This is a genomic window from Curtobacterium sp. PvP017 (assembly GCF_054060195.1).
The window spans coordinates 198,279-218,718 of the sequence record NZ_JBSSCY010000003.1 but is presented as its reverse complement, the minus strand read 5'-3'; the positions used below and the strand labels follow the sequence as shown (position 1 = coordinate 218,718).

23 protein-coding genes are annotated in these 20,440 nt (G+C 71.5%); 12 read left to right on the top strand and 11 right to left on the bottom strand.

Features of this window, described 5'->3' with window-relative positions; all coding sequences use genetic code 11:
* Positions 1–8 precede the first annotated feature (8 nt).
* The 7 genes from fliP to ACVKXF_RS08545 form a co-directional block, all read right to left on the bottom strand.
* A complete protein-coding gene (fliP, locus tag ACVKXF_RS08575; protein WP_123313118.1) occupies positions 9–845 on the bottom strand; it encodes a flagellar type III secretion system pore protein FliP in 837 nt (278 codons plus the stop codon).
* Positions 842–1,357, bottom strand: a complete 516-nt coding sequence (locus tag ACVKXF_RS08570) for a FliO/MopB family protein (protein WP_456795465.1) — start codon at positions 1,355–1,357, stop codon at positions 842–844. Before ACVKXF_RS08570 ends, fliP begins: the two co-directional genes overlap by 4 nt.
* Before the next feature lie 8 nt (positions 1,358–1,365).
* Entirely contained in the window at positions 1,366–2,070 is a 705-nt protein-coding gene (gene fliN, locus ACVKXF_RS08565; RefSeq protein WP_123312691.1) for a flagellar motor switch protein FliN, read from the bottom strand.
* Positions 2,067–2,975 (bottom strand): flagellar motor switch protein FliM, encoded by a 909-nt coding sequence (locus ACVKXF_RS08560; protein ID WP_340196139.1) that lies wholly within the window; start codon positions 2,973–2,975, stop codon positions 2,067–2,069. The genes fliN and ACVKXF_RS08560 overlap by 4 nt, the downstream gene beginning before the upstream one ends.
* 107 nt (positions 2,976–3,082) lie before the next feature.
* Positions 3,083–4,012 (bottom strand): OmpA/MotB family protein, encoded by a 930-nt coding sequence (locus ACVKXF_RS08555; protein ID WP_396288302.1) that lies wholly within the window; start codon positions 4,010–4,012, stop codon positions 3,083–3,085.
* Positions 4,013–4,014: 2 nt separating this feature from the next.
* Positions 4,015–4,833, bottom strand: a complete 819-nt coding sequence (locus ACVKXF_RS08550; protein WP_456795464.1) for a motility protein A — start codon at positions 4,831–4,833, stop codon at positions 4,015–4,017.
* A 1-nt stretch (position 4,834) separates the two neighbouring features.
* Entirely contained in the window at positions 4,835–5,113 is a 279-nt protein-coding gene (locus ACVKXF_RS08545; protein ID WP_222661086.1) for a flagellar FlbD family protein, read from the bottom strand.
* A gap of 239 nt (positions 5,114–5,352) precedes the next feature.
* Here ACVKXF_RS08545 and ACVKXF_RS08540 point away from each other — a divergent pair, with 239 nt between their 5' ends.
* The 7 genes from ACVKXF_RS08540 (at position 5,353) to ACVKXF_RS08510 (ending at position 12,798) form a co-directional block, all read left to right on the top strand.
* Positions 5,353–6,192: a DUF4397 domain-containing protein gene (locus ACVKXF_RS08540; protein ID WP_456795463.1), complete on the top strand. Its 840-nt coding sequence runs from the start codon at positions 5,353–5,355 to the stop codon at positions 6,190–6,192.
* Positions 6,193–6,221: 29 nt separating this feature from the next.
* On the top strand, positions 6,222–6,842 hold the full coding sequence (locus ACVKXF_RS08535) for a class F sortase (protein ID WP_456795462.1): 621 nt from the start codon (positions 6,222–6,224) through the stop codon (positions 6,840–6,842).
* A gap of 68 nt (positions 6,843–6,910) precedes the next feature.
* Positions 6,911–7,456, top strand: coding sequence for an RNA polymerase sigma factor (locus ACVKXF_RS08530; RefSeq protein WP_123312698.1), 546 nt, complete (start codon positions 6,911–6,913; stop codon positions 7,454–7,456).
* A complete protein-coding gene (locus ACVKXF_RS08525) occupies positions 7,453–8,202 on the top strand; it encodes an anti-sigma factor (protein WP_456795461.1) in 750 nt (249 codons plus the stop codon). Before ACVKXF_RS08530 ends, ACVKXF_RS08525 begins: the two co-directional genes overlap by 4 nt.
* Before the next feature lie 109 nt (positions 8,203–8,311).
* Positions 8,312–9,880: a helix-turn-helix domain-containing protein gene (locus ACVKXF_RS08520; protein WP_222661084.1), complete on the top strand. Its 1,569-nt coding sequence runs from the start codon at positions 8,312–8,314 to the stop codon at positions 9,878–9,880.
* A gap of 147 nt (positions 9,881–10,027) precedes the next feature.
* A complete protein-coding gene (locus tag ACVKXF_RS08515) occupies positions 10,028–11,149 on the top strand; it encodes a DUF475 domain-containing protein (protein ID WP_456795460.1) in 1,122 nt (373 codons plus the stop codon).
* A gap of 68 nt (positions 11,150–11,217) precedes the next feature.
* On the top strand, positions 11,218–12,798 hold the full coding sequence (locus tag ACVKXF_RS08510) for a Na+/H+ antiporter (RefSeq protein ID WP_456795459.1): 1,581 nt from the start codon (positions 11,218–11,220) through the stop codon (positions 12,796–12,798).
* Here the strand turns inward: ACVKXF_RS08510 and ACVKXF_RS08505 are convergent.
* Positions 12,785–13,348 (bottom strand): DoxX family protein, encoded by a 564-nt coding sequence (locus ACVKXF_RS08505; protein WP_456795458.1) that lies wholly within the window; start codon positions 13,346–13,348, stop codon positions 12,785–12,787. The genes ACVKXF_RS08510 and ACVKXF_RS08505 overlap by 14 nt on opposite strands.
* 164 nt (positions 13,349–13,512) lie before the next feature.
* A complete protein-coding gene (locus tag ACVKXF_RS08500) occupies positions 13,513–13,950 on the bottom strand; it encodes a pyridoxamine 5'-phosphate oxidase family protein (RefSeq protein WP_456795457.1) in 438 nt (145 codons plus the stop codon).
* Positions 13,951–14,135: 185 nt separating this feature from the next.
* On the opposite strand from ACVKXF_RS08500, the gene ACVKXF_RS08495 reads away from it, so the two are divergent.
* Positions 14,136–14,642 (top strand): DUF1003 domain-containing protein, encoded by a 507-nt coding sequence (locus ACVKXF_RS08495; RefSeq protein ID WP_456795456.1) that lies wholly within the window; start codon positions 14,136–14,138, stop codon positions 14,640–14,642.
* Positions 14,643–14,766: 124 nt separating this feature from the next.
* On the opposite strand, the gene ACVKXF_RS08490 is transcribed toward ACVKXF_RS08495, so the two are convergent.
* Complete coding sequence (locus tag ACVKXF_RS08490) at positions 14,767–15,231, bottom strand: BON domain-containing protein (protein WP_456795455.1); 465 nt, start codon at positions 15,229–15,231, stop codon at positions 14,767–14,769.
* A 5-nt stretch (positions 15,232–15,236) separates the two neighbouring features.
* A complete protein-coding gene (locus ACVKXF_RS08485) occupies positions 15,237–16,061 on the bottom strand; it encodes a universal stress protein (RefSeq protein WP_456795454.1) in 825 nt (274 codons plus the stop codon).
* Positions 16,062–16,309: 248 nt separating this feature from the next.
* Here ACVKXF_RS08485 and ACVKXF_RS08480 point away from each other — a divergent pair, with 248 nt between their 5' ends.
* The 4 genes from ACVKXF_RS08480 to ACVKXF_RS08465 all read left to right on the top strand — a co-directional run bounded on the left by ACVKXF_RS08480 (position 16,310) and on the right by ACVKXF_RS08465 (position 20,386).
* The gene (locus ACVKXF_RS08480; RefSeq protein ID WP_456795453.1) at positions 16,310–17,380 is read left to right on the top strand and encodes a 2,3-butanediol dehydrogenase; all 1,071 of its coding nucleotides are present in this window, start codon (positions 16,310–16,312) and stop codon (positions 17,378–17,380) included.
* A gap of 371 nt (positions 17,381–17,751) precedes the next feature.
* Entirely contained in the window at positions 17,752–18,660 is a 909-nt protein-coding gene (locus ACVKXF_RS08475) for a universal stress protein (RefSeq protein ID WP_456795452.1), read from the top strand.
* The gene (locus tag ACVKXF_RS08470; RefSeq protein WP_456795451.1) at positions 18,657–19,544 is read left to right on the top strand and encodes a universal stress protein; all 888 of its coding nucleotides are present in this window, start codon (positions 18,657–18,659) and stop codon (positions 19,542–19,544) included. Before ACVKXF_RS08475 ends, ACVKXF_RS08470 begins: the two co-directional genes overlap by 4 nt.
* Entirely contained in the window at positions 19,541–20,386 is an 846-nt protein-coding gene (locus tag ACVKXF_RS08465; RefSeq protein ID WP_456795450.1) for a universal stress protein, read from the top strand. The genes ACVKXF_RS08470 and ACVKXF_RS08465 overlap by 4 nt, the downstream gene beginning before the upstream one ends.
* Positions 20,387–20,440: the final 54 nt, after the last annotated feature.

Genomic DNA, 20,440 nt, shown 5'->3' with positions numbered 1-20,440 from the left:
CGCGCCCCCTAGACAACGTGGTAGCTCTCGATGAGCGACGTGATGATGAGGCCCCAGCCGTCGACCAGGACGAAGAGCAGGATCTTGAAGGGCAGCGAGATCATGACCGGCGGGAGCATCATCATGCCCATCGACATGAGGGCCGCCGAGACGACGAGGTCGATCACCAGGAACGGGATGAAGATGACGAACCCGATGATGAAGGCGCTGCGGAGTTCCGAGATGATGAACGCCGGGATGACCGTCGTCATCGGCACGTCCGCCATCGACTTCGGGTTGTCGAGGCCGGCGGCGCGGGTGATCAGGGCGACGTCCTCGTCGCGGGTCTGGTGCAGCATGAACGTCCGCAGGGGCTTCGTGCCGATCTCGACGGCCTGGTCGAAGTCCAGGTGGCCGGCGAGGTAGGGCTGCAGCGCGTCGTCGTTGATGTGCCCGAGCACCGGCGCCATCACGAACAGCGACAGGAACAGCGCCAGGCCCGCGATCACCTGGTTCGGCGGGATCGACTGCAGTCCGAGCGCGTTCCGGGTCATCGCCAGGACGACGAAGATCTTCGTGAACGACGTCATCATGAGCATGAGCGCCGGGGCGACGCTGAGCAGCGTGATGCCGATGAGCGTCACGACCGCCGACGACGGGGTGCCGTCCGGACCGTTCACGCTGACGCTGAAGTCGCCGTCCGCGGGAGCGGTCGGGGTGGCGGGAGCGGTCGGCTCCACGACCCCGGCGGCGTGGGCACCGGTCGCGGTGAGCATGAGGAAGCCGGCGACGACGGCCAGCCCGAGCAGGACGAGGGCGACGACGCGTCCGGACAGCGCCAGCCGGTGCGACCCTGCGGCGGTCACCCGACCCGCCGGTTCCGGAGCACCGCGGCCGCCTGCCGCCACGTGTCGACCGACAGGATCGACCCCTGCAGCTGCTGCGCGGTCGGCAGCGTGGTGCGCTGCGCACGACGGTTGCGCGGGCGCATCGGCAGGGCCTCCGGGAGGCCCGTGGGAGCGTCCGCCTGCAGCGCCAGTTCCTGACCGAACGCGTCGGCCGACGGGGCGGGACGCACGGGCAGCTGCACGGGTCCGGTCACGATGGTGAGTTCGGGAGCGGGCGCCTGCCCGCTCGTCAACAGGCTGACGCCCTGCTCGGAGACCCCGAGCACGAGGCGCTCCCCCTCGACGTCGACCACGACGACGCTCGCCTTGCCGCCCAGGCCCTGGCGACCGACGACCTCGACGGTCGCCGCGCGGCGCCCGGAGGTCCTGCCCGCGAAGCGCTTCTTGCTGGCGCGGTGCAGCACCCACATGAGGGCGAGCACGACGCCGAGCGACAGCGCGACGCGGAGGGTGACGAGGAGGGTGTCCACGGGCAGGCTCAGAGGGATTCGGCGACGTCGAGGATGCGGGTGATCCGGACCGCGTAGTCCTGGTCGACCACGACGACCTCGCCGTGCGCGATCAGGCGGCCGTTCAGCAGGACGTCGGCGGGGGCACCGGCGCTGCGGTCGAGTTCCACGACCGCTCCGGGTTCCATACCGAGGACGTCGCGGACCGACATGCGGGTGCGCCCGATCTCGACGGTCAGGGTCATCTCGACGTTGTTGATGCGGCCGAGGTTGCCGGCGGGCACACCGACCGGCGCGGCGGCCGAGACCGTGCCGTGCTCGCGCACGCGGATGCCGAACCAGCCGCTCGGCACACCACCGGCGGCCAGCTCGAACACCACCGTGTCGGGGTCGGCCAGCAGCGCGGCGGCCGACTCGCGGCTCGCCTCGCCGAGGACCCCGACGCCGAGCACGGAAGCCGCGGCCTCGAGCGACGGGCGCAGCACGTCGGTGACGGCGACGATCCCGTGGTCGGTGCCGCCGGCCGCGATCACGGCCTCGAGGTCGGTGAGCACGAGGGCCAGATCGGCCGACAGGCCGCCGACGAACGAGGCGACCACGGCGTCGGTCGCCGCCTCGAGCACGACGGGGGTCGCGCCTCCCGGCAGCAGCTGTGCGCCCAGCGGGACGGCCGTCGGGAGCTGCGCCGCGAGCGACTCGGCCGCGGTGGTCTGGAGGGTGGTCGTGGCGTTCATGCGAGCTCCGTGCTGGTTGCGGACGACGTGCCGGCGGCGGCCGAGGTGGTGGTGACGACGATGCCGGCGAGGCGCGAGCCGTTCGCGCCGACCGCGGCGGTGCCGACGGGTTCCCCGTCGACCGCGATGGTGAGGGGACGGTGCTGCGGGTGCGGCAACGGCAGGACGTCACCGACGGCGAGCCGGAGCACCTGCGTCGGCAGGACCGTCGCCGGGGCGAAGCGCAGGCTGACCCCGACGGGCACGCCCGCGAGCTGCGCGTCGAGCAGGGCCTGGGCGTCGGCGGGCGACACGTTGGCGGCGGCCTCGCCGAGCTGCGGCAGCACGGCCTCGGCCGGCAGGGCGAGGGTGCCGGGGGCGACGCGGTCGCCGACGCGGATCGAGAACGCCGCGACGATCATCAGGTCGCCCTTCTGGGCGGCCTGGGCGAACTGCGAGTTGAACTGGAAGCCGCCGGCCGTGACGTCGTGCGCGAGCAGCCCGCCGAACGAGTACCGGAGGTCGTCGAGGGCGTCCTCGACGATCTTGCGCACGAGGGCCTGCTCGATGGGCGTGAAGGTGCGCTCCGGGGTCGGCAGGGGCTTCGAGGCGCCGAGGGCGTGCGAGACCCAGGTCAGGGCGGCGTCGAGCGGGACCTGCAGGACGCCCTTCGGGACGACGTCGGCGATCGGCAGCAGCACCATGCCGGTGAGCGCGGGCAGCGAGGCGGCGTACTCGTCGTACGTCACCATCTGCACCTGCTCGCAGGTGACCTGGCTGACGGCGCGGACCTTCGCGGTGAGCTGCGTGCCCCACTGGCGCGCGAACGTCTCGAACGCGAGTTCGAGGACCCTGGCGTGCTCGCGGGCGAGCGTCGAGGGGCGCGCGAAGTCGTACACCTCGGGCGCGGGCAGGGTCTCGGTCACGGGTGCGTCTATCGGTCGCCTGTGTGGCACCCGTCAGTGCTGTACCCCGTACTGGGGAGGCGGGGGTGCGGCCCAGTGGCGTTCGTCGTGTCGTTTGCGCGGGCGGCTCAGCCCTGGCGTGCTCCGTCCTGCGCCTTCGCGAGCGCCGGCATCAGTGCGCTGACGTCCTGGTCGGCGTTCGACAGCACCACGATGTCGACCCGTCGGTTCAGGGCGAGGTCCTGGTCCGTCCCGCCCTTCGCGAGCGGTCGGCTCGACCCGAAGCCGACGCTCTGCACGTGGTCGCCCGGCATCCCGCCGCGCTCGACCAGGTCGCGGAGGACCCCCGTCGCCCGGGCCGCACTGAGTTCCCAGTTCGTGGCGTACGGCGCCGTCGAGTTCCGCTGGTCGGCGTGCCCCTCGACGCTGACGTCGTGGTGGCTGCCCTTCAGCACCGGGGCGATCGCGTCCATGATCGACTTCGCCTGGTCGGACAGGTCCGCGCTGTTCGTGCCGAAGTACGTCTCGCTGCCGATGAGCCGGACGATCAGGCCACGGGCATCGACGGTGAACTGCACGTTGGCGGTCTGCCCGGCCTTCGCGAGGTTCCGCTTGATCGCCGTCTCGATCGCGGTGAGGTCGTCCAGCTCCTGCTTCGCGGCGGCGACGTCCTGCTTCGTCGCGGTCACCGGCACGACGGTCGACGCGGGGTCGACGTTGGTGTCCTCCGCGCCGGACGACGCCGTCGAGTGGTCGGCCTGCGACTTGTCGCTGGAGTACCCGGATCCGTCCTCGACCTGGTCCTTCGTCACCACCGTGCCGCTGGCGGTGTCGACCTTCTGCGACTTCACCTCGCCGAAGCCGGTCGCCAGGGAGTTCTTCAGGGCGATGTACTTCTCCTGGTCGACCGTCGACATCGCGAAGAGCACCAGGAACATGCACATCAGCACCGTGATCATGTCCATGTAGGACGCCATCCAGCGCTCGTCGGGGTGCTCGGCCTCGTCGTGGCCCTTCTTCGCACGACCGCGGCCGCGGCCCCGGGGGTTGGCGCTCATCGTCAGGCCGCCAGCTGCTGGTCGTCGACGTCCTGGTCGGTCTTGCCGGCCTTGCGCTTCGTGGTATCGGCGCGTGCGGCCGGCGGCACCATCGCCTTCAGGCGTTCACCGAGCAACCGGGGCTGGCTGCCGGCCTGGACGGCGAGCAGGCCCTCCATCAGGAGCGTCTGCCGGTCCGACTCGAGCTGCGCGAGCTTCCGGAGCTTGCCGCCGATCGGCAGCCACATGAAGTTCGCCGTCAGCAGGCCCCACAGGGTCGCGACGAACGCACTCGCGATGAGCGGGCCGAGCTCGTCGGGCTTGCCGAGGTTCGCGAGGACGTGGGTCAGGGACACGACGGTGCCGATGATGCCGACCGTCGGGGCGAACCCGCCGAGGCCCATGAAGAACGCACTCGCGCTCCGGGTCGGCGCCGCGTTCGACTCGATCTCGTCCTCGAGCAGGATCCGCAGCTCGTCGCCGTCGGTGCCGTCCGCGATGTTCTGCAGCGCCTTCTTCATGAACGGGTCGTCGTGCTTGTCGGCCTCCTGCTCGAGCGCGAGCAGACCGTTCGACCGCGCCGTCTCGGCCAGGCCCACCACGTCGTCGATGACCGACTGCGGCGGGGTGACCTTGCCCGTGAACGCCTTCGGCACGGCCTTGAAGCTCGCGATGGCGTCCTTCAGCGTCGTGCTCGCGATGCCGCACCCGATGGTCGCACCGAACACGAGCAGCATCGGCGCGGGCAGGAACAGTCCGGCGAGCTCGACGTGCTCCATCTCGACCATGCCGAACAGGGCGCCGAAGGCGAGGAAGATCCCGATGATCGTCGCGATGTCCACGTCAGCGACCCCCGTCCTGCGTGCGGAGGGGTGCGACCGCGGTGAGCGTCGGCTGCGGGCCGGTGGCGTTCCTGGTCGGCAGGTCGGTGCCGTACGCCATCCCGACGATGCGGGCGCGGTACGCGGCGATCAGGTCGATGACGTCGGCCATGGACTCGCGGACGATGTACTTCGCCCCGTCGACCATGATGAGCGTCGTGTCCGGCGTCTCGTGGATGCGCTCCACGAGGTCGGGGTTGACAGCGAATGCGCTGCCGTTGAGTCGTGTGACGACGATCATGGCCCGTCCTGGTTCTCGATCGTCCCGCCGCCGTCCGTGGGGCGGGATGCTGCCCGTCCGTGGGCCTGCACGGAGGTCTATCGGCGGGTGGGGCCGGGGCGTTAGCAGGGGTCTGGCGGCGTCTCGGCTGATCAGCAGGGAACCGGTGCATCCGATCGGGGCCCACGGCAGGTAGTGGGGGTACGACGTCGACGACGACGTCGTCCGCTCCGGCCCGGACCGGCCCGAAGGAGAACGCCATGCGCAAGACACTCGTCACCGGCCTGAGCGCCGGTGTGCTGTTCGCCGCCGCCGCCGTCGTACTACCGGCGACCGCCGCCACCGCTGCCACCGGTGAGGCGACGCTCTCGGTCCTGCACGCCGTCCCGGACGTCACCGTGGACGTCTACCTCGACGGGGAGCGCGCCATCGACGACTTCACCCCCGGGACACTCGCCGGCCCGATGATGGTGCCCGCCGGTTCCCACCAGCTCGCGATCACCGCCTCGGACGCCACCGACGCGTCGAAGCCGATCATCGGCCCGGCCGACGTGTCGTTCGACGCGGGCGGTGACTACACCGCCGTCGCACACGACGCGGCGGACGGTTCGCCGACCGCCACGGTGTTCACCAACGACACCTCCGCCGTCCCCGCCGGCCAGGGGCGTCTCGTCGTCCGGCACGTCGCGGCCGCACCCGCGGTCGACGTCCTCGCCGGCGGGGAGGCCGTCGTCACGAACCTGTCGAACCCGGACGAACAGGCGCTGGAACTCCCGGCCGGCACCGTCTCGGCCAGCGTCGCCGCGACCGGCACGACCGATCCGGTGATCGGCCCGGCGGACGTCGAGGTCACGGCCGGCGCCGACACCATCGTGTACGCCTGGGGCAGCCTGGACGACTCGAACCTCGCCCTCGCCACGCAGACGATCTCGGACCTCGGTGGGACGCCGAACGGTGTCCCCGCCGGCAACGCCGGTCTGGTGGCCACGAACGGTCAGGACGCCCTGCCGCTCGTCGGTGGTGCGGCAGCAGCCCTGGCCGCCGCTGCCGTGGTCGGAGCGGTCGTGCTCCGTCGCCGTCACGCAGCGGTCCGCCGCTGAACGTGCGGTTCCCCGTGCGCTCCGCCGCGGTGACGGCCATCGCCGTCGCCGCGGCGGTCGCATCCCTGACCGGGTGCTCGTCGGCAGGATCCGCCCCCGACGGGCAGCCGCCCGCCCTGCCGACGAGCACCCCCACCCCGGTCCCGACGGCGTTCTCCACCGAGGTGCCGCAGCAGGCAGCCACCATCCCCCCGGTCCGGCGTGCACCGGCTCCGACGAGCATCGTCGTCGACCACGACGGCATCAGCGCCCCCGTCCGGCCCGAGGGCGTCGACCGCACCGGGGCCATGGGGCTGCCGCCCGATCCCGCGACGGCCGGCTGGTACCGGTTCGGCGCAGCTCCCTCGTCGTCGGAGGGCAGCGTGGTGCTCGCCGCCCACGTCGACGCCGTCGGGTACGGCATCGGACCCTTCGCCCGGCTCCGGGACGTCCCCCGCGGGACGACGGTCACCCTCACCGACGCTGCCGGTACCGACACCCGGTGGCGGATCGACTCCGTCAGCATGCTCGAGAAGCAGGGGCTCCCCTGGGGCGACGTGTTCCGCGACGACGGACCGCGCCGACTGGTCCTGGTCACGTGCGGCGGCCGGTTCGACACGAGCACCGGACACTACGAGAGCAACCTCCTCGTCACCGCGGCACCGATCTGACCGTGGCGACCGACGGCCGCCTACGATCAGGTCGTGGTCGACGACGACCGCACCAGCGACAGGAAGACGTGACGACCATCCTCCCGGACGACGGCGAACTCTCCGACGCGTTCCGCGCCGGGGGCGAGCACGCCCTGCGCGCCGTCTACGAACGCTGGTCGTCGCTGGTGTACTCGTTGGCCCTGCGCGCCCTGGCGGACCCGGCCGCCGCGGAGGACGTCACGCAGCAGGTCTTCGTGAAGGCCTGGCAGCGGAGCACGAGCTACGACCCCACCAGGGGCCCGCTCGGCGCCTGGCTGGTCGGCATCACCCGCAACTGCATCGCCGACGCACTGAACGATCGCCGGCGGCACGCCAGCGCCGCCGACCCGGACGTGGTCGAGGAGACCACCCCGGCTCCGGAGCCGGCGTTCGACCTGGCCGAACGCGCACTGGTCGCGGGTGAGCTCGACCGACTCGACGAGACACCGAGACGGGTGATGCGACTGGCGTTCTACGACGACCTCAGCCATCGTGAGATCGCCGAACGGCTCGACCTGCCGCTGGGCACCGTGAAGAGCCACATCCACCGAAGTCTGGCTCGGCTCCGAACACGTCTGGAGGTGATCGAATGAAGCACGTCGACGACGAGACGCTGGCGATGCTCGCGGTCTCCGACCAGGTGGCTGCGGACGACGTCGCCGAACACCTGGCGTCCTGCGCCCGGTGCCGCGACGAGGTCGCCGTGCTGCAGCGGGTCGCCGCCGTCACGCGGGCGTCCGACGACCTCGAGCTGATCGCGCCCCCGGACCACGTCTGGGACCGGATCGCTGCCGAGATCGCGCAGACGCCGCAGCAGGTGACCGCGCCCGTCGACGCGCAGCCCCACGTCGTGTCCCGTCGACCCCGGTCGGGCACACGTCGTCGTCGCCTCGTGACGGTCGTCGTCGCGGGTGCCGGCGTCCTCGCGGTCGTCCTGGGCATCGGTGTGGCGACCGGCGTCGTCCCCGGGCTGCCCCACGGCGGCACCGAGACCGTGCTCGCGGACACCGAGCTCGCGCCCCTGCCCGGGTGGTCCGGCACGTCCGGCACCGCGGAACTCGAACGCGATCGGGACGGCCGGGTGACGCTCGTGGTCGACCTGCACGGTGAACGCGGTCGCTCCGGCACCGGACCGCTCCGCGAGGTCTGGATGATGCGATCGGACCTCGCCGGCCTGGTGAGCGTCGGGTACCTGGACGGCGACCGCGGCACCTTCACCGTGCCCGCCGACCTGGACACCGCGCGGTTCCCGGTGGTGGACGTCTCGGCCGAGGCGGACGACGGCGACCCGGCACACTCCGGTGACTCGATCGTGCGGGGAACGCTGACCGATCCCTGAGCGTGTTCGTCCCCCGAATTCTCAGCTGTGACGTATTCGAGACCACCAGGTGCGCGACAGGTGTCGATGTGCACCCGTTTTATCTCATGAGCGTGTTAGCGTGGCGCGCATGACCGACACCACCACCGTCGTCTCGCCGGCATCTCCGGCGACCGCAGCACCACTCCGCGAGGTCGGCGCCCTCATCCGGGGCGCCCGCAAGGGCCGCAGCATGACCCAGGCGCAGCTCGCCGAACGCGTCGGCACCAGCCAGAGCGCGATCAACCGCATCGAACAGGGTGGGCAGAACCTGTCCCTCGAGATGCTCACGCGCATCAGCGACGCCCTCGACCAGCAGATCGTCTCGATCGGCGGCGCCCCGCAGCGTGCCCACCTGCGCGTGCAGGGCGGCCGGAAGCTCAGCGGCTCCATCGCCGTGAACTCGAGCAAGAACGCGGCCGTCGCACTGCTCTGCGCGTCGCTGCTCAACCGCGGCGTGACCCGGCTGCACAAGGTCGCCCGGATCGTCGAGGTCGACCGCATCATCGACGTGCTCCGCAGCCTCGGCGCGAGCGTCACCTGGTCCGAGGACGGCGAGACCCTCGAGATCGTCGCCCCGTCCGACCTGCGCCTCGACGCGATCGACGCCGACGCCGCCCGCCGCACCCGCAGCGTGCTCATGTTCCTCGGCCCGCTCAGTGGCCGGTACGAGTCCTTCCGGCTGCCGTACGCCGGCGGCTGCGACCTCGGCACCCGCACGGTCGAGCCGCACCTCATCGCCCTGCGTCCGTTCGGCGTCGACGTCGAGGCGACCTCCGGCTGGTACGAGGTCGGCGTCGCGAACCAGGACGTGCCCACCAAGTCGGTCGTCCTCACCGAGCGCGGCGACACGGTGACCGAGAACGCGATCCTCGCCGCGGCAGCCCGCGACGGCGAGACCGTCATCCGCAACGCCAGCCCCAACTACATGGTGCAAGACCTCTGCTTCTTCCTCGAGCTGCTCGGGGTGCAGATCGAGGGCATCGGCACGACGACGCTCCGCATCACCGGCAAGAGCCGCATCGACGAGGTCGTGGACTACTGGCCGAGCGAGGACCCGGTCGAGGCGATGAGCCTGCTGACCGCGGGCATCGTCACCGACTCGACGCTGACCGTCACGCGTGCGCCGATCGAGTTCCTCGAGATCGAACTCGCGACCCTGGCCGAGATGGGCCTGCGCTTCGACGTCACCGACGAGTACCCGGCCGCGAACGGCCGCACCCGACTGGTCGACATCACCGTGCACCCGTCCGAACTGCACGCACCGATCGACAAGATCCACGCGATGCCGTTCCCCGGGCTGAACATCGACAACCTGCCGTTCTTCGTCGTGATCGCGGCCATGGCCGAAGGCACCACGCTCGTGCACGACTGGGTGTACGAGGGCCGGGCGATCCATCTGCTCGACCTGACCCGCCTCGGCGCGAGCGTCACCCTCCGCGACCCGCACCGCCTCGACGTCACCGGTCCGACGCACTTCTCCGGCGCCGAGATCAGCTGCCCGCCGGCACTCCGCCCCGCGGTGGTCATCCTGCTGGCGATGCTCGCGGCGAAGGGCGAGAGCGTCCTGCGCAACGTGGGCATCATCGCCCGCGGCTACGAGCAGCTGCAGGAGCGCCTGAACTCGCTCGGCGCGTCCATCGAGACGTTCCACGACTGAGGCGACCGCCCACCCGCGTGACCTGACGGCCCGTCCCCGCAAGTGGGGACGGGCCGTCACCCGTTCTGCGCGGATCGACCCGTGCCTCCAGGCTGATGCGCAGGAGCGCTCCACCACCCACCCAGGCGACCGGTGCTGGATGGGGTGATGGCCACGAGATCGCTCTTGACCGTCCCCCTGCTCACCACGGTCGCGGCCGCCGCCGCGGCCTGGTTCGTCCTCGGCCCCGCCGCCGCCCTCGCGTTCGTCGCGCTCGCGCTCCTCGAGATCGCGATGGCCGCCGACTCGTCGGTGCCGATGGCCGGCATCGCCGGACGACTGCACTCCCCCGCCCGCCGACTCTTCTTGTCGCTCGGCATCGTCGCGGGCGTCCTCGCCATGCGGCTGCTCCTCCCGCCGGCGGCGGTCGCCGTCGGCGATGCGACCGACCCGGCGAGCTCCGTGCAGGAGGCCGTGTTCGCCCCCGGTTCGTTCTCGGCACACCTCGCCGAGGTGCGCCCGGCCCTCGCCGCCTTCGGCGCCGCCTTCATCTGGCTCGTGTTCGCCGAGTACCTGTTCAACACGGACCGTGCGTCGCGCAGGTCCTGGCTGGGCCGCCTGGAGGCCCGGCTCGCCGCCGTCGCGCGGCCTCGCGTCTGGTCGCTGGTCACCGCTGCGATGGGGGTCGCCGTGACGGCCGTCCTCGTCGGCGTCGACCGCGCGTGGTCGCCGGGAGCCCTGCTGCCGGTCGTGCTCGGCGGCGCGGCGGGCATCGCGGCGTACCTCGGGTCGAAGCGCGTCGCCGCCTGGGCGCTCGACGGGGTCGGGTCGGACACCGCGTCGATCGGGGTCGGGCGGGGCGCCTGGCGGATCCACGCCTACGCGTCGACGGTCGTGTTCGAGCGGGGGCTCGTCGTGTTCATGCTGTTCGAGATCCTGGACGGGGTGTACAGCCTGTCGGGCTCGGGCACGCTCGGCGCCGACGGGCTCGGAGCGCTCGAACAGGCCGCGGTCGCGGTGGCGGCGATCGGCGTCGGCGCGGTGTTCCTGGCGCGGTTGACCTCACGGTTGGACGAGGCCGCCGGACTGAAGCGGTTGCGCTACCTGAAGGCCGGGGCGGCGTACGTGCTGGGCGTGCTCGCGGTGCTGCTCTGGGCGAGCCTGCTCGTGCCGATCCCGGGTGTCGTCGTCGGGTGGTTCGGCAGCGTGGTGATCGGCTCGGCGCTCGCGAGCTCCCTGCCGTGGCGGGCGTGGTGGCGTCGGCTGTCGCGGCGCCCGCACCCCGCCTGATCGCGCGCCTGGAAGGATCCACCGGCGATCGGCGTTGACTTGCGGGTCGGACGACGATCGGAGTGCACGTGCTGGGTCCTGAACTGGTGGTCGTCCTCGGCCTGGCCATCGCGCTGACGGCGGGGATCGCGGACCGGATCCGGGTGGCCCCGCCGGTGCTGCTGCTCGTGTTCGGCGCCGCGTTGGCGTTCGTGCCGCAGTTCGCCGACGTCGAGCTGCCCGCCGACGCCGTCCTGCTGCTGTTCCTGCCGGCACTCCTGTACTGGGAGAGCCTGACCACGTCGCTGCGCGAGATCCGGAAGAACCTGCGCGGCATCGTCCTGATGGGCACGCTGCTCGTGGTGGTCACGGCCGGAGCGGTCGCGGTGCTGCTCCACCTGCTCGGCCTGCCCTGGGGACCAGCATGGGTGCTCGGCGCGGCGGTCGCCCCGACCGACGCGACCGCGGTCGGCGTGCTCACGAAGATGCTGCCCCGCCGCAACGTCACCGTCCTGCGCGCCGAGAGCCTGGTGAACGACGGCACGACCCTCGTCGTCTACGGCATCGCGGTCGCCGTCACGGTGGGGACGCAGGAGCTCACCTTCTGGGGCGTGTCGGGGATGCTCGTCCTGTCCTACGTGGGCGGGGTCGCCGCGGGCCTCGCCGCCGCGTGGGTCGGGACGCTCGTGCTGCGCCGGGTCGACACCGTGGTGCTCGAGAACCTCGTCACGTTGCTCGTGCCCTTCGGTGCGTTCCTCGCGGCCGAGGCCATCGGCGCGTCCGGCGTGCTCGCCGTCGTGGCGGCCGGCATCGTCGTCAGCCAGGTCGGCCCGAAACTCGACCGGGCCGAGACCCGGCAGCAGGTCCGGGCGTTCTGGTCGTTCCTGACGTTCCTGCTCAACGGCGCGCTGTTCGTCCTGGTCGGCATCGAGGCGATGGTCGCGGCCCGGGCCCTCACGCCACCCGAGCTGCTCCGCGCCGCCGGGATCGTGCTCGCCGTCGCGGTGGTGCTCGTCGTCGTGCGGTTCGCCTTCCTCAACGCCGCAGGCGGCACCGTCTGGCTCGTCACGCGACGCACCGGCGGCGCACCGCGCGAGGGGCACCGCGACCGGCTCGTCAGCGGCTTCGCGGGCTTCCGCGGTGCGGTGTCGCTCGCGATGGCCGTCGCCGTGCCGCGCATGCTCGAGTCCGGAGCGGACTTCCCGGACCGCGACCTCATCGTCTTCGTGACGGCGGGCGTGGTCGTCGTCACGATCGTCGGGCAGGCCCTCGTGCTGCCGGCGGTCCTGCGGCGGGCAGCGCTGCCCGAGGACGAGTCGGTCGGCGAGGAGCGCCGCTTCGCGGAGCGGACCGCGATCGAGGAGGCCCTCGACGCACTCCCCCGGCTCGCACGCTCCACGGGCGCCGACCGGGCGACCGTCGACCGCGTCCGCAAGGACTACGAGGCGCACCTCGACGTCATCCAGGCACGCGAAGAGGACGACGACGAGCACCCGGCACTGCAGCGGCACGACTCCGCCGTCGCGCTCGAACTCGCCCTGGTGCAGCACAAGGCCGCGACCCTGCTGCGGCTCCGCGACTCGGACGAGATCGACGACCTGGTGCTGCGCCAAGTCCGCGCCGGGTACGACGCGGAAGAGGCACGGTTGGGCGGCATCACGCCGGCGTGACGCCACCGTCCGCGTCGTCGGAGGCCGCAGCGTCGGACGCGAGCGCCTTCCGACGCTGCGCGACCTGGACCGCGATCGCGACCGGGATCGCGGCGAGGGCGACCGCCCGCAACCACGGGCGGTCGAACACGTGCCGCGTGGCGTGGTCCAGCGACACCGGGCCGGGGCCGCCGAGCGCGAACATCGCCGCCGAGAAGCCGAGGAACGCCGGGAACTCGAACCCGCCGTCGGCGTTGAAGAAGCCGTTCGGGGTGTGCACGCTCGACGCGACGCCCATCGTCGTCGCTGCGCCCGCACCGGCGATCGGGGTGGCGAGTCCGAGTGCCAGGGCGGCGCCGGAGCCGGCCTCCCCGATCCCGGCCAGGACGGCGTTCCGCTTGGCGGGGCGGAACCCCATCGCGTGCATGCCCTGCGCGGTGCCCTGGATGCCTCCACCGCCGAAGGCGCCGAAGAGCTTCTGGGAGCCGTGCGAGACGAGGACGGCGCCGAGTGCGATGCGGAGCAGGGTCTTGGCGGTGACCGAAGCGGTGCTGGTGGTGTGCGAGCTCATGCGTTCTTCCGATCGTCCGTTGTGGTGGTCCAGGCGACGGTACGCCGGCACGGCTGCGGTGTGCTCGGGCGGATCATCGACTGCGCACGAGCCGCACGAGCCAGAGCGGCACGGCGGTCAGTGCCGTGTGCTGCAGCGGAGCGGAGCGCCCGTGCCGGCCATGATCAGGGTGCCTGGTCGAACAGGCGACCCGTGATCTCGTCGGGCGTCACCCGGAGCCGCGTCCCTTTGACGGTGGGGAGCATGGAGCGCAACTCAGTGCCTTCGGGCAGGTCGAGGTCGTCCGTCTCCGTCATCGTCCCCCGCACGATGACGCTCCACACGCTCCACCCGTCGTGCTCGTCGACCTCGAAGACCACCTGATCGTGCTCGGCTGCAGCGGTGCGGACGACCTCGCTCGACGTCTCGAAGACGATCGAGTGTCCGTCGGAGACGAAGTTCACCGGGCGGATCTCGATGCGGCCCGATCCGACGGTCACGATGCGCCCCGTCCGTGAGGTCTGCAGCCTCGTCCAGCACTGGTAGGGCTCGAGGGCGACTGCCGGGGAGGCTGAGTCGAGCATCTCGGCGGTGCTCCGTGCGACGCTGTGGCGGTTCATCATCGTGTCCTCCTGCTGGTTCGACCGGGTTGGCCTTCGTCAGTCTCCGGCCACTCGCAGTCGGCGCACAGGGCCGAAGGGCCCGTCCGTCCGGTTCCGGGACGTTCGGCTCTGGCCGAGCCGACATCCGTCGACTGGGATGGTGCCGGGTCCGTCGGGATCCGCATCGCACTCGAGAGGCTTCGCGCATGGACACCACCGGAACCCCGCGCCGGAGCGCCCGTTCCGAGCCCCGGCTGACCTGGCACCAACGACACCACTCGTCCCTCACCCGTGGTGAACGGGCGGCTGACGCGATGCGCAACAAGATGGGCAGTTGGGGCTTCGTCGGCGGGTTCGTCGTTCTCATGCTCGTCTGGGCCGCCGTCAACACGGTGGGAGTCGCATGGGACCCGTACCCGTACATCCTGCTGAACCTGTTCCTCAGCATGCTCGCCGGCCTGCAGGGCGCGATCCTGCTGATCGCGGCGAAACGGCAGGACGGCATCGCCGCGGCACTGGCTCAGCACGACTTCGACACCAACGCTGCCGCGAAGGTCGACATCGAGGCGCTGCTCGAGATCAACCACCGTCAGCTGCTCATGCTCGCCGACCTCCAGGCGATCCTGGGCCGGACGGTGTTCGGGCCGGAACCCGTGCCGCAAGCCGACGTCGTTCCGCTCGGCGCACCGCGGTTCGCGGGATCTGGTCACTGACGCTGCTGCGAGGACCGGGAGCCAGGTTCCCAGTACGCGCCGAGCGACGCGAGGAGGATCCAGAGCAGCCGTCGGAGCGCCGGACGGGAGGCACGGTGCGGGCGTGCACCGCGCCTCCCGTCCGTCACGGCGTGGCCCGGTCGACGACCGTCAGCCGGTTGTCGACGAAGTGGACGCCTTCGGTCCGCGCCACCGCCGCGTGACCCGCGACGCGGGTCGCGGCGTCGGGCACCACACCGTGCAGGGTCGCGACGTGGTCCACGACGGTCACCGTGACCGCGCCGCCACCCGGCACTGCGTCCAGCGCCGCGGCGGCGCGGGCCGCGACCGTGCCGTCGGTGTCGTCAGATCCCACGTGCAGGGGCCGGATCGTGATCTCGCTCCGGACGGCATCGGCGCCTGCGACCGCTTCCGCGATCTCGAGCGCGAGGGTCCGATCGGCGTGGCACCCGGTGTCCCCGCGGAGCAGGATGCGTTCCTCGTCGATCCGGAGCGATGCGACGAGGCCGGTCGCGTCGAGGGCGGCGGATGCGAGCCACCGTTCGGTCACGGTGTCGACGGTGCGCGTGGTGAGCAGGGGTCGGCGCACGGCGGTCATGCTGTCGGGACGACGCACACGGGTGTGCGGGATCCGTGGATGAGGTTCATGCCGACCGAGCCGAACAGTGCGCCGCCGGCGGCGGTGTGGTGTTCGCGTCCGATGAACACGATGAGCGCATCGGTCGCGGCGGCGGCGATGACGTCGATCGGATCGCCGTCGACGGCTTCCGCGCGGACGTGGACGGCCGGGTACCGGGTGCGGACCCGGTCCATGACCGCTTCCAGGAGTTCCGCGTCCTGCGGGCGCATCTGCGCCAGGCCGACCGCGCCGGTCCGTCCGCCGGCGACCACGGCACCGACCGGGATCGGACGCGCCGAGACGAGCTGCAGTGACCGGCCGAACACCTCCGCGAACCGGGCGCCGACGACAGCGGCGTTCGCCTCGTCGATCGTGTCGATGCCGACCACGACGTCACCGTCACCGTCGAAGCGGTTCCAGTCATCCGGGACCACGACCGTGGGCACGGTCGATGCGACGGCGATGCGTTCGGGGAGCCAACCGGTGGCCATGGACCGCAGCATGCGGTCCCGGTGCGAGCCGATGACGAGCAGATCGCCGCCGCGGGCCTCGGCGATCAGCCGCTGCACGGTCGGTCCCTCCGCGGAGATCTCCGCGACGTTGACCCCCGGGTGTTCCCGGCGCAGTGCAGCGGCAGCGTCGACGAGCCGCCGCCGTGCCGAGCCCGACGCCTCGCCGAAGAACTCCGTGACGGTCACCACCTTCACCACGTCGCGGGCATCGAGTGGCAGCGACTTCACCCAGTCGAAGGCAGCTCGTCCGCTGCTGGTGTCGTCGAGTCCGATGGTGTAGCTGGTCATGGCGGGGTTCCTCTGTTCGTTCTGGCAGGACGGTCCGGGGCCCCGGCGTCGCCGCTCAGCACGATCCTCGACGCCCGAGGGCTGGCGCCACAGGGCCGAACGGCCCGTGCGGTCGCGTGTGCGCATCCCCACCGGGCACCGCAGCCGCACTGATCAGGGACCTTCGGCTCTGTACGCATGGCGACTCCGGGATGAAACTCACTGCGGCCCGGTCAGACCAGACCAGACCCCGACAAGAGAGCAGACCGATGCAGGCAGCACGCTTCCACGGACGAGGCGACATCCGCATCGACGACATCTCGGAGCCGCAGCCGCGATCAGGGGCGGTGACCATCGACATCGCCTGGTGCGGCATCTGCGGCACCGACCTGCACGAGTACCTCGACGGGCCGATCTTCATCCCGCCCGTCGGCCACCCGCACCCGCTGACGCACGAGCAGGTCCCCGTCACGATGGGACACGAGTTCTCCGGAACCATCACGCAGGTCGGCGATGACGTCGCGGACCTGCACGTCGGCGAGCACGTCGTCGTCGAGCCCTACTTCGTCTGCGGTCACTGCTCGCAGTGCGTCGCCGGCCGCTACAACCTCTGCACGAGCATGGGCTTCATCGGACTCGCCGGAGGCGGCGGGGGGCTCAGCGAACGCATCGTCGTCGACCAGCGCTGGGTGCATCCGATCGGCGACATCCCGCTCGACCAGGCCGCGCTCATCGAACCGCTCGCCGTTGCCCACCACGCATGGGTGCGGAGCGGCGCGACGTCCGGGGACATCGCGTTCGTCGGCGGAGCCGGACCCATCGGACTCCTCCTCGCCGCCGTGCTGCACGCCGAGGGGCTGACCGTGATCATCTCCGAACCCGGTGCCGCTCGGAAGGCGATGGCCGCGAACACCGGTGTCGCCGACCACGTGCTCGACCCGACGACCGACGACGTCCCCGCACGGGTCCTCGAACTCACGGACGGGCGCGGCGCCGACGTCGGCTTCGAGTGCTCCAGCGTGCAGGTGGTCCTCGACCAACTCATCGACGTGGTCCGCCCGGGCGGCGTGATCGTGAACGTGTCGATCTGGAGCTCCCGCGCATCGATCGACATCCAGAAGGTCGTCCTCAAGGAACTCGACCTGCGCGGCACGATCGCGTACCGAGACGACCACCCCGCGACGATCGACCTGGTGCGGACCGGCAAGGTCGACCTGGCACCGTTCATCACCGCGAAGATCCCGGTGGAGCGGCTCGTACCGGACGGGTTCCAGGCGCTGATCGACCACCGCGAGACCGCGGTCAAGATCCTCGTCACGCCGAACGGACCGACGTCATGACCTCGGCGGACCGGCCGGACGTCCCGCCACGACCAGTCGCACTGGACCCGTGCCCCACGATGCCGCTGAACATCGCGGAAGTCCCGAACCGGCGGCGGGCTTCTCCCCCGCCAGCGTGTGGCGAGGTTCACGAGGCAACGCAGGGCCGCTGACGCGCGGTCGTGCCGTTGACTCTCCTCGGACGCTACGGGCGTCCCTGTGTTCGTCGCAGAGCCGAACGTCCCGCGGTGAGCCCTCGGCACGGCCGCGAGTACCAGCACGTCGACCCGTGGCGCCGTGGGACGTTCGGCACTGACCAGCGCGATCCGGCGGAAATACCGTGATGGGCGTCGGTGGAACTCCCTCCGGCCGAAGGGGCAAGGAGTCACGACATGACGCGCTACAGGATCAGCATCGACGACACCGTTGCCGGCCAGAACGCCCTGGCATGGATCGACGCGAACGTCCTCTCCGAACTCGACCAGGTCGACATCGTGATGATCGGCGAGCACCGCCGCGCGGGCACCGCCGGCTCCCCGGCCGCACCGCTGCACACTGCGCAGGAGCGACTGCGTCGCCGTCACCCGCGCCTCGACATCACGGTCCACGCAACCGGCACCTCCCCCGGTACCGTTCCCGCGACCGCGGCGGACGTCCTCGTGATCGGCGTTCGGCAAGCATCGCCCGTTGCTCGCGCGTTGTCCGGCTGGGTTCCGGAACGCGTCACCGCCAACTCCGGCATCCCCGTCATCGCTGTCCCCGAACACTGGGAGGAGCACCACGGCGGCATCGTCGTCGGCATCGACGCCGACACGTCGGACACCGCACTCGCGTTCGCGGCCGAGCGAGCGCTCACTGCAGGGTGCGAGCTGACGATCGTCCGCGCATGGCAGGTGCCGACCGTGTCGACGCCCTACGGGTACGCCTACGTCGAAGAAGACCGCGAGATCTGGGCACACCAAGCCGAAGAACTCGTCGGCCACTTCGCTCGCCGAGCTCTGGAGCAGTTCCCCGGCCTCCGGGTCCGGACCGCCGTCCGGGAAGGACGCGCCGGTCACGTGATCGCCGGACTGTCCGACTCCGCATCCTTGCTCGTCGTCGGCCGCCGCCACCACACGCTGCTCGGCGGCGCGCTGTTCGGATCGGTCGGGCAGCAGCTGTTGCGCGACTCCGGCATCCCGGTCGCGACCGTCCCCCCGGACGCACCCCTGCACGGCGGCACGCACCACGTCGCTGCAGACGCCGAGCACGATCAACCGCACACCGACTCGTCGGCCGTCACCACCGCGGGTGCACGATGAGCGACTCGATCGAGCGGCAGCACATCCTGGTCGGGGTCGACCACCACGACGCGAACAACCGCGCGGTCGACTGGGTCGTCGAGGCTGCACGGACGTCCCCGTGCGACATCGAACTCATCACCGCGATGGACAGCACGGGCTCGGATCCGATCGCAGCCGAGGAGCACCTGGCCCAGGTGCGACGCCGACTCGCTGGCTGCGCCGGGTCGACGGTCCGATCAGAGCTCCGATTCGGTGACGCTGCAACGGTCCTCGTGGACGCGGCCCGTCACGCGCAGCTGCTCGTCATCGGCTCCCGCCGTGACCACCCGGTCCGGACGGCGCTCGACGGCTGGCTGCCCGAGCGCATTCCAACACAGTCGACGGTTCCCACGGTGGTGGTCCCGTCGGACTGGTCCGGTGGAACCGGTGACGTCGTCCACGGCGTCGACGACGACATCGCGGTCCCGGCACTCGACGCCGCCGCCCGGGCAGCGCTCCGTCGTGGGCTCGGACTGGTCCTCGTGCGTGTCTGGCGTGCTCCCAGCACCGACGAAGGGGGCATGCTCGCCGCGCTGGGGGACCCCGCGCGACACGAGGAGCACGGCCGTCGGGTCCTCGACGACGCGACCCGGATCATCTCCGTCCGGTTCCCGGCGCTCCGCACGAGCGCGCTGTTGCTCGAAGGGGTGCCCGGCAAGGTGCTCGCATCGATCGCCGTGTCCGCGACACTCATCGTCATCGGGCGGAACCACCGCACCACACTCGGCGGCGCCCTCGGCGGGTCGGTCGCGCACCGGCTGGTCCAGGACAGCCAGACCCCGGTCTGTGTCGTCCCCGGAACCGAGGCCATCGAACGAGCGCAGCTCTCCGACGCCGACGCCCTCGAACGGTCCGCACCATGAGCATCGAGCAGATCACCGTCGGCATCGACGACAGCACCGGTGCGCGGGCTGCGGTCCAGTGGGTGGCCCATCGAGCACGAACGGGGCCGATGCGGGTCGAGCTCGTGCACGCCATCGAGTGGTACGAGACCGAGGCGTACTGGGCCTCGACGCGGGCACGGTTCGAGGAGATCGGGCAGCTCATCACCGCCGAGAACGACAACGCCGTCGTCACCCTGACGCTCCGGGCCGGCTCCCCGAAGCAGGTCCTCCTCGACGCGTCCGAGCGCAGCGACCTCCTCGTGATCGGTGCGCACCGTTCACGGATCATCCGCTCTGCCCTGTCGGGATCGCTCCCGGAGTCGATCGCCACCCTCGCGGCCGTGCCCACGGTCGTCGTGCCCGACGACGTGGTCATCCGAGACGGACCCATCGTGCTCGGCGTCGCGTCCGGTGAGCCCGACGCCGCGGTGGTGTTCGGTGCGGACGAGGCGGCACGAACCGGCGCCGCAATCAGCCTGGTCGCCGCATGGCAGCTGCCCGTCCCGATGGGTGCCCGGCCTGTCACCCTCGCCGAGCAGCCCGCACTGTTCCGGGAAGGAGCCGAACTCGAACTCACCGACGCGACGGCCATCGTGCGCGCACAGACGCCGACCGTCTCCGTCCACGCAGCAGTCGCTGAAGGCTCTGCGGCACAGGCGATCGCGGACGCAGCGACCTCGGCCGCGCTCGTCGTCATCGGAAGGAAGCACCGTACGACAGTCGGGGGCGCCGTGTTCGGATCCACCGCCCGTGACCTCTTCCACCGCACGCGCACGCCGGTGTGCGTGGTCCCGCCCACCTGGCGGCCGGCGCACCACTGACGAGCACGTCCGCTGCCGCCCGCTCGAACGTGACCGGACCCCATCGGGCAGGGC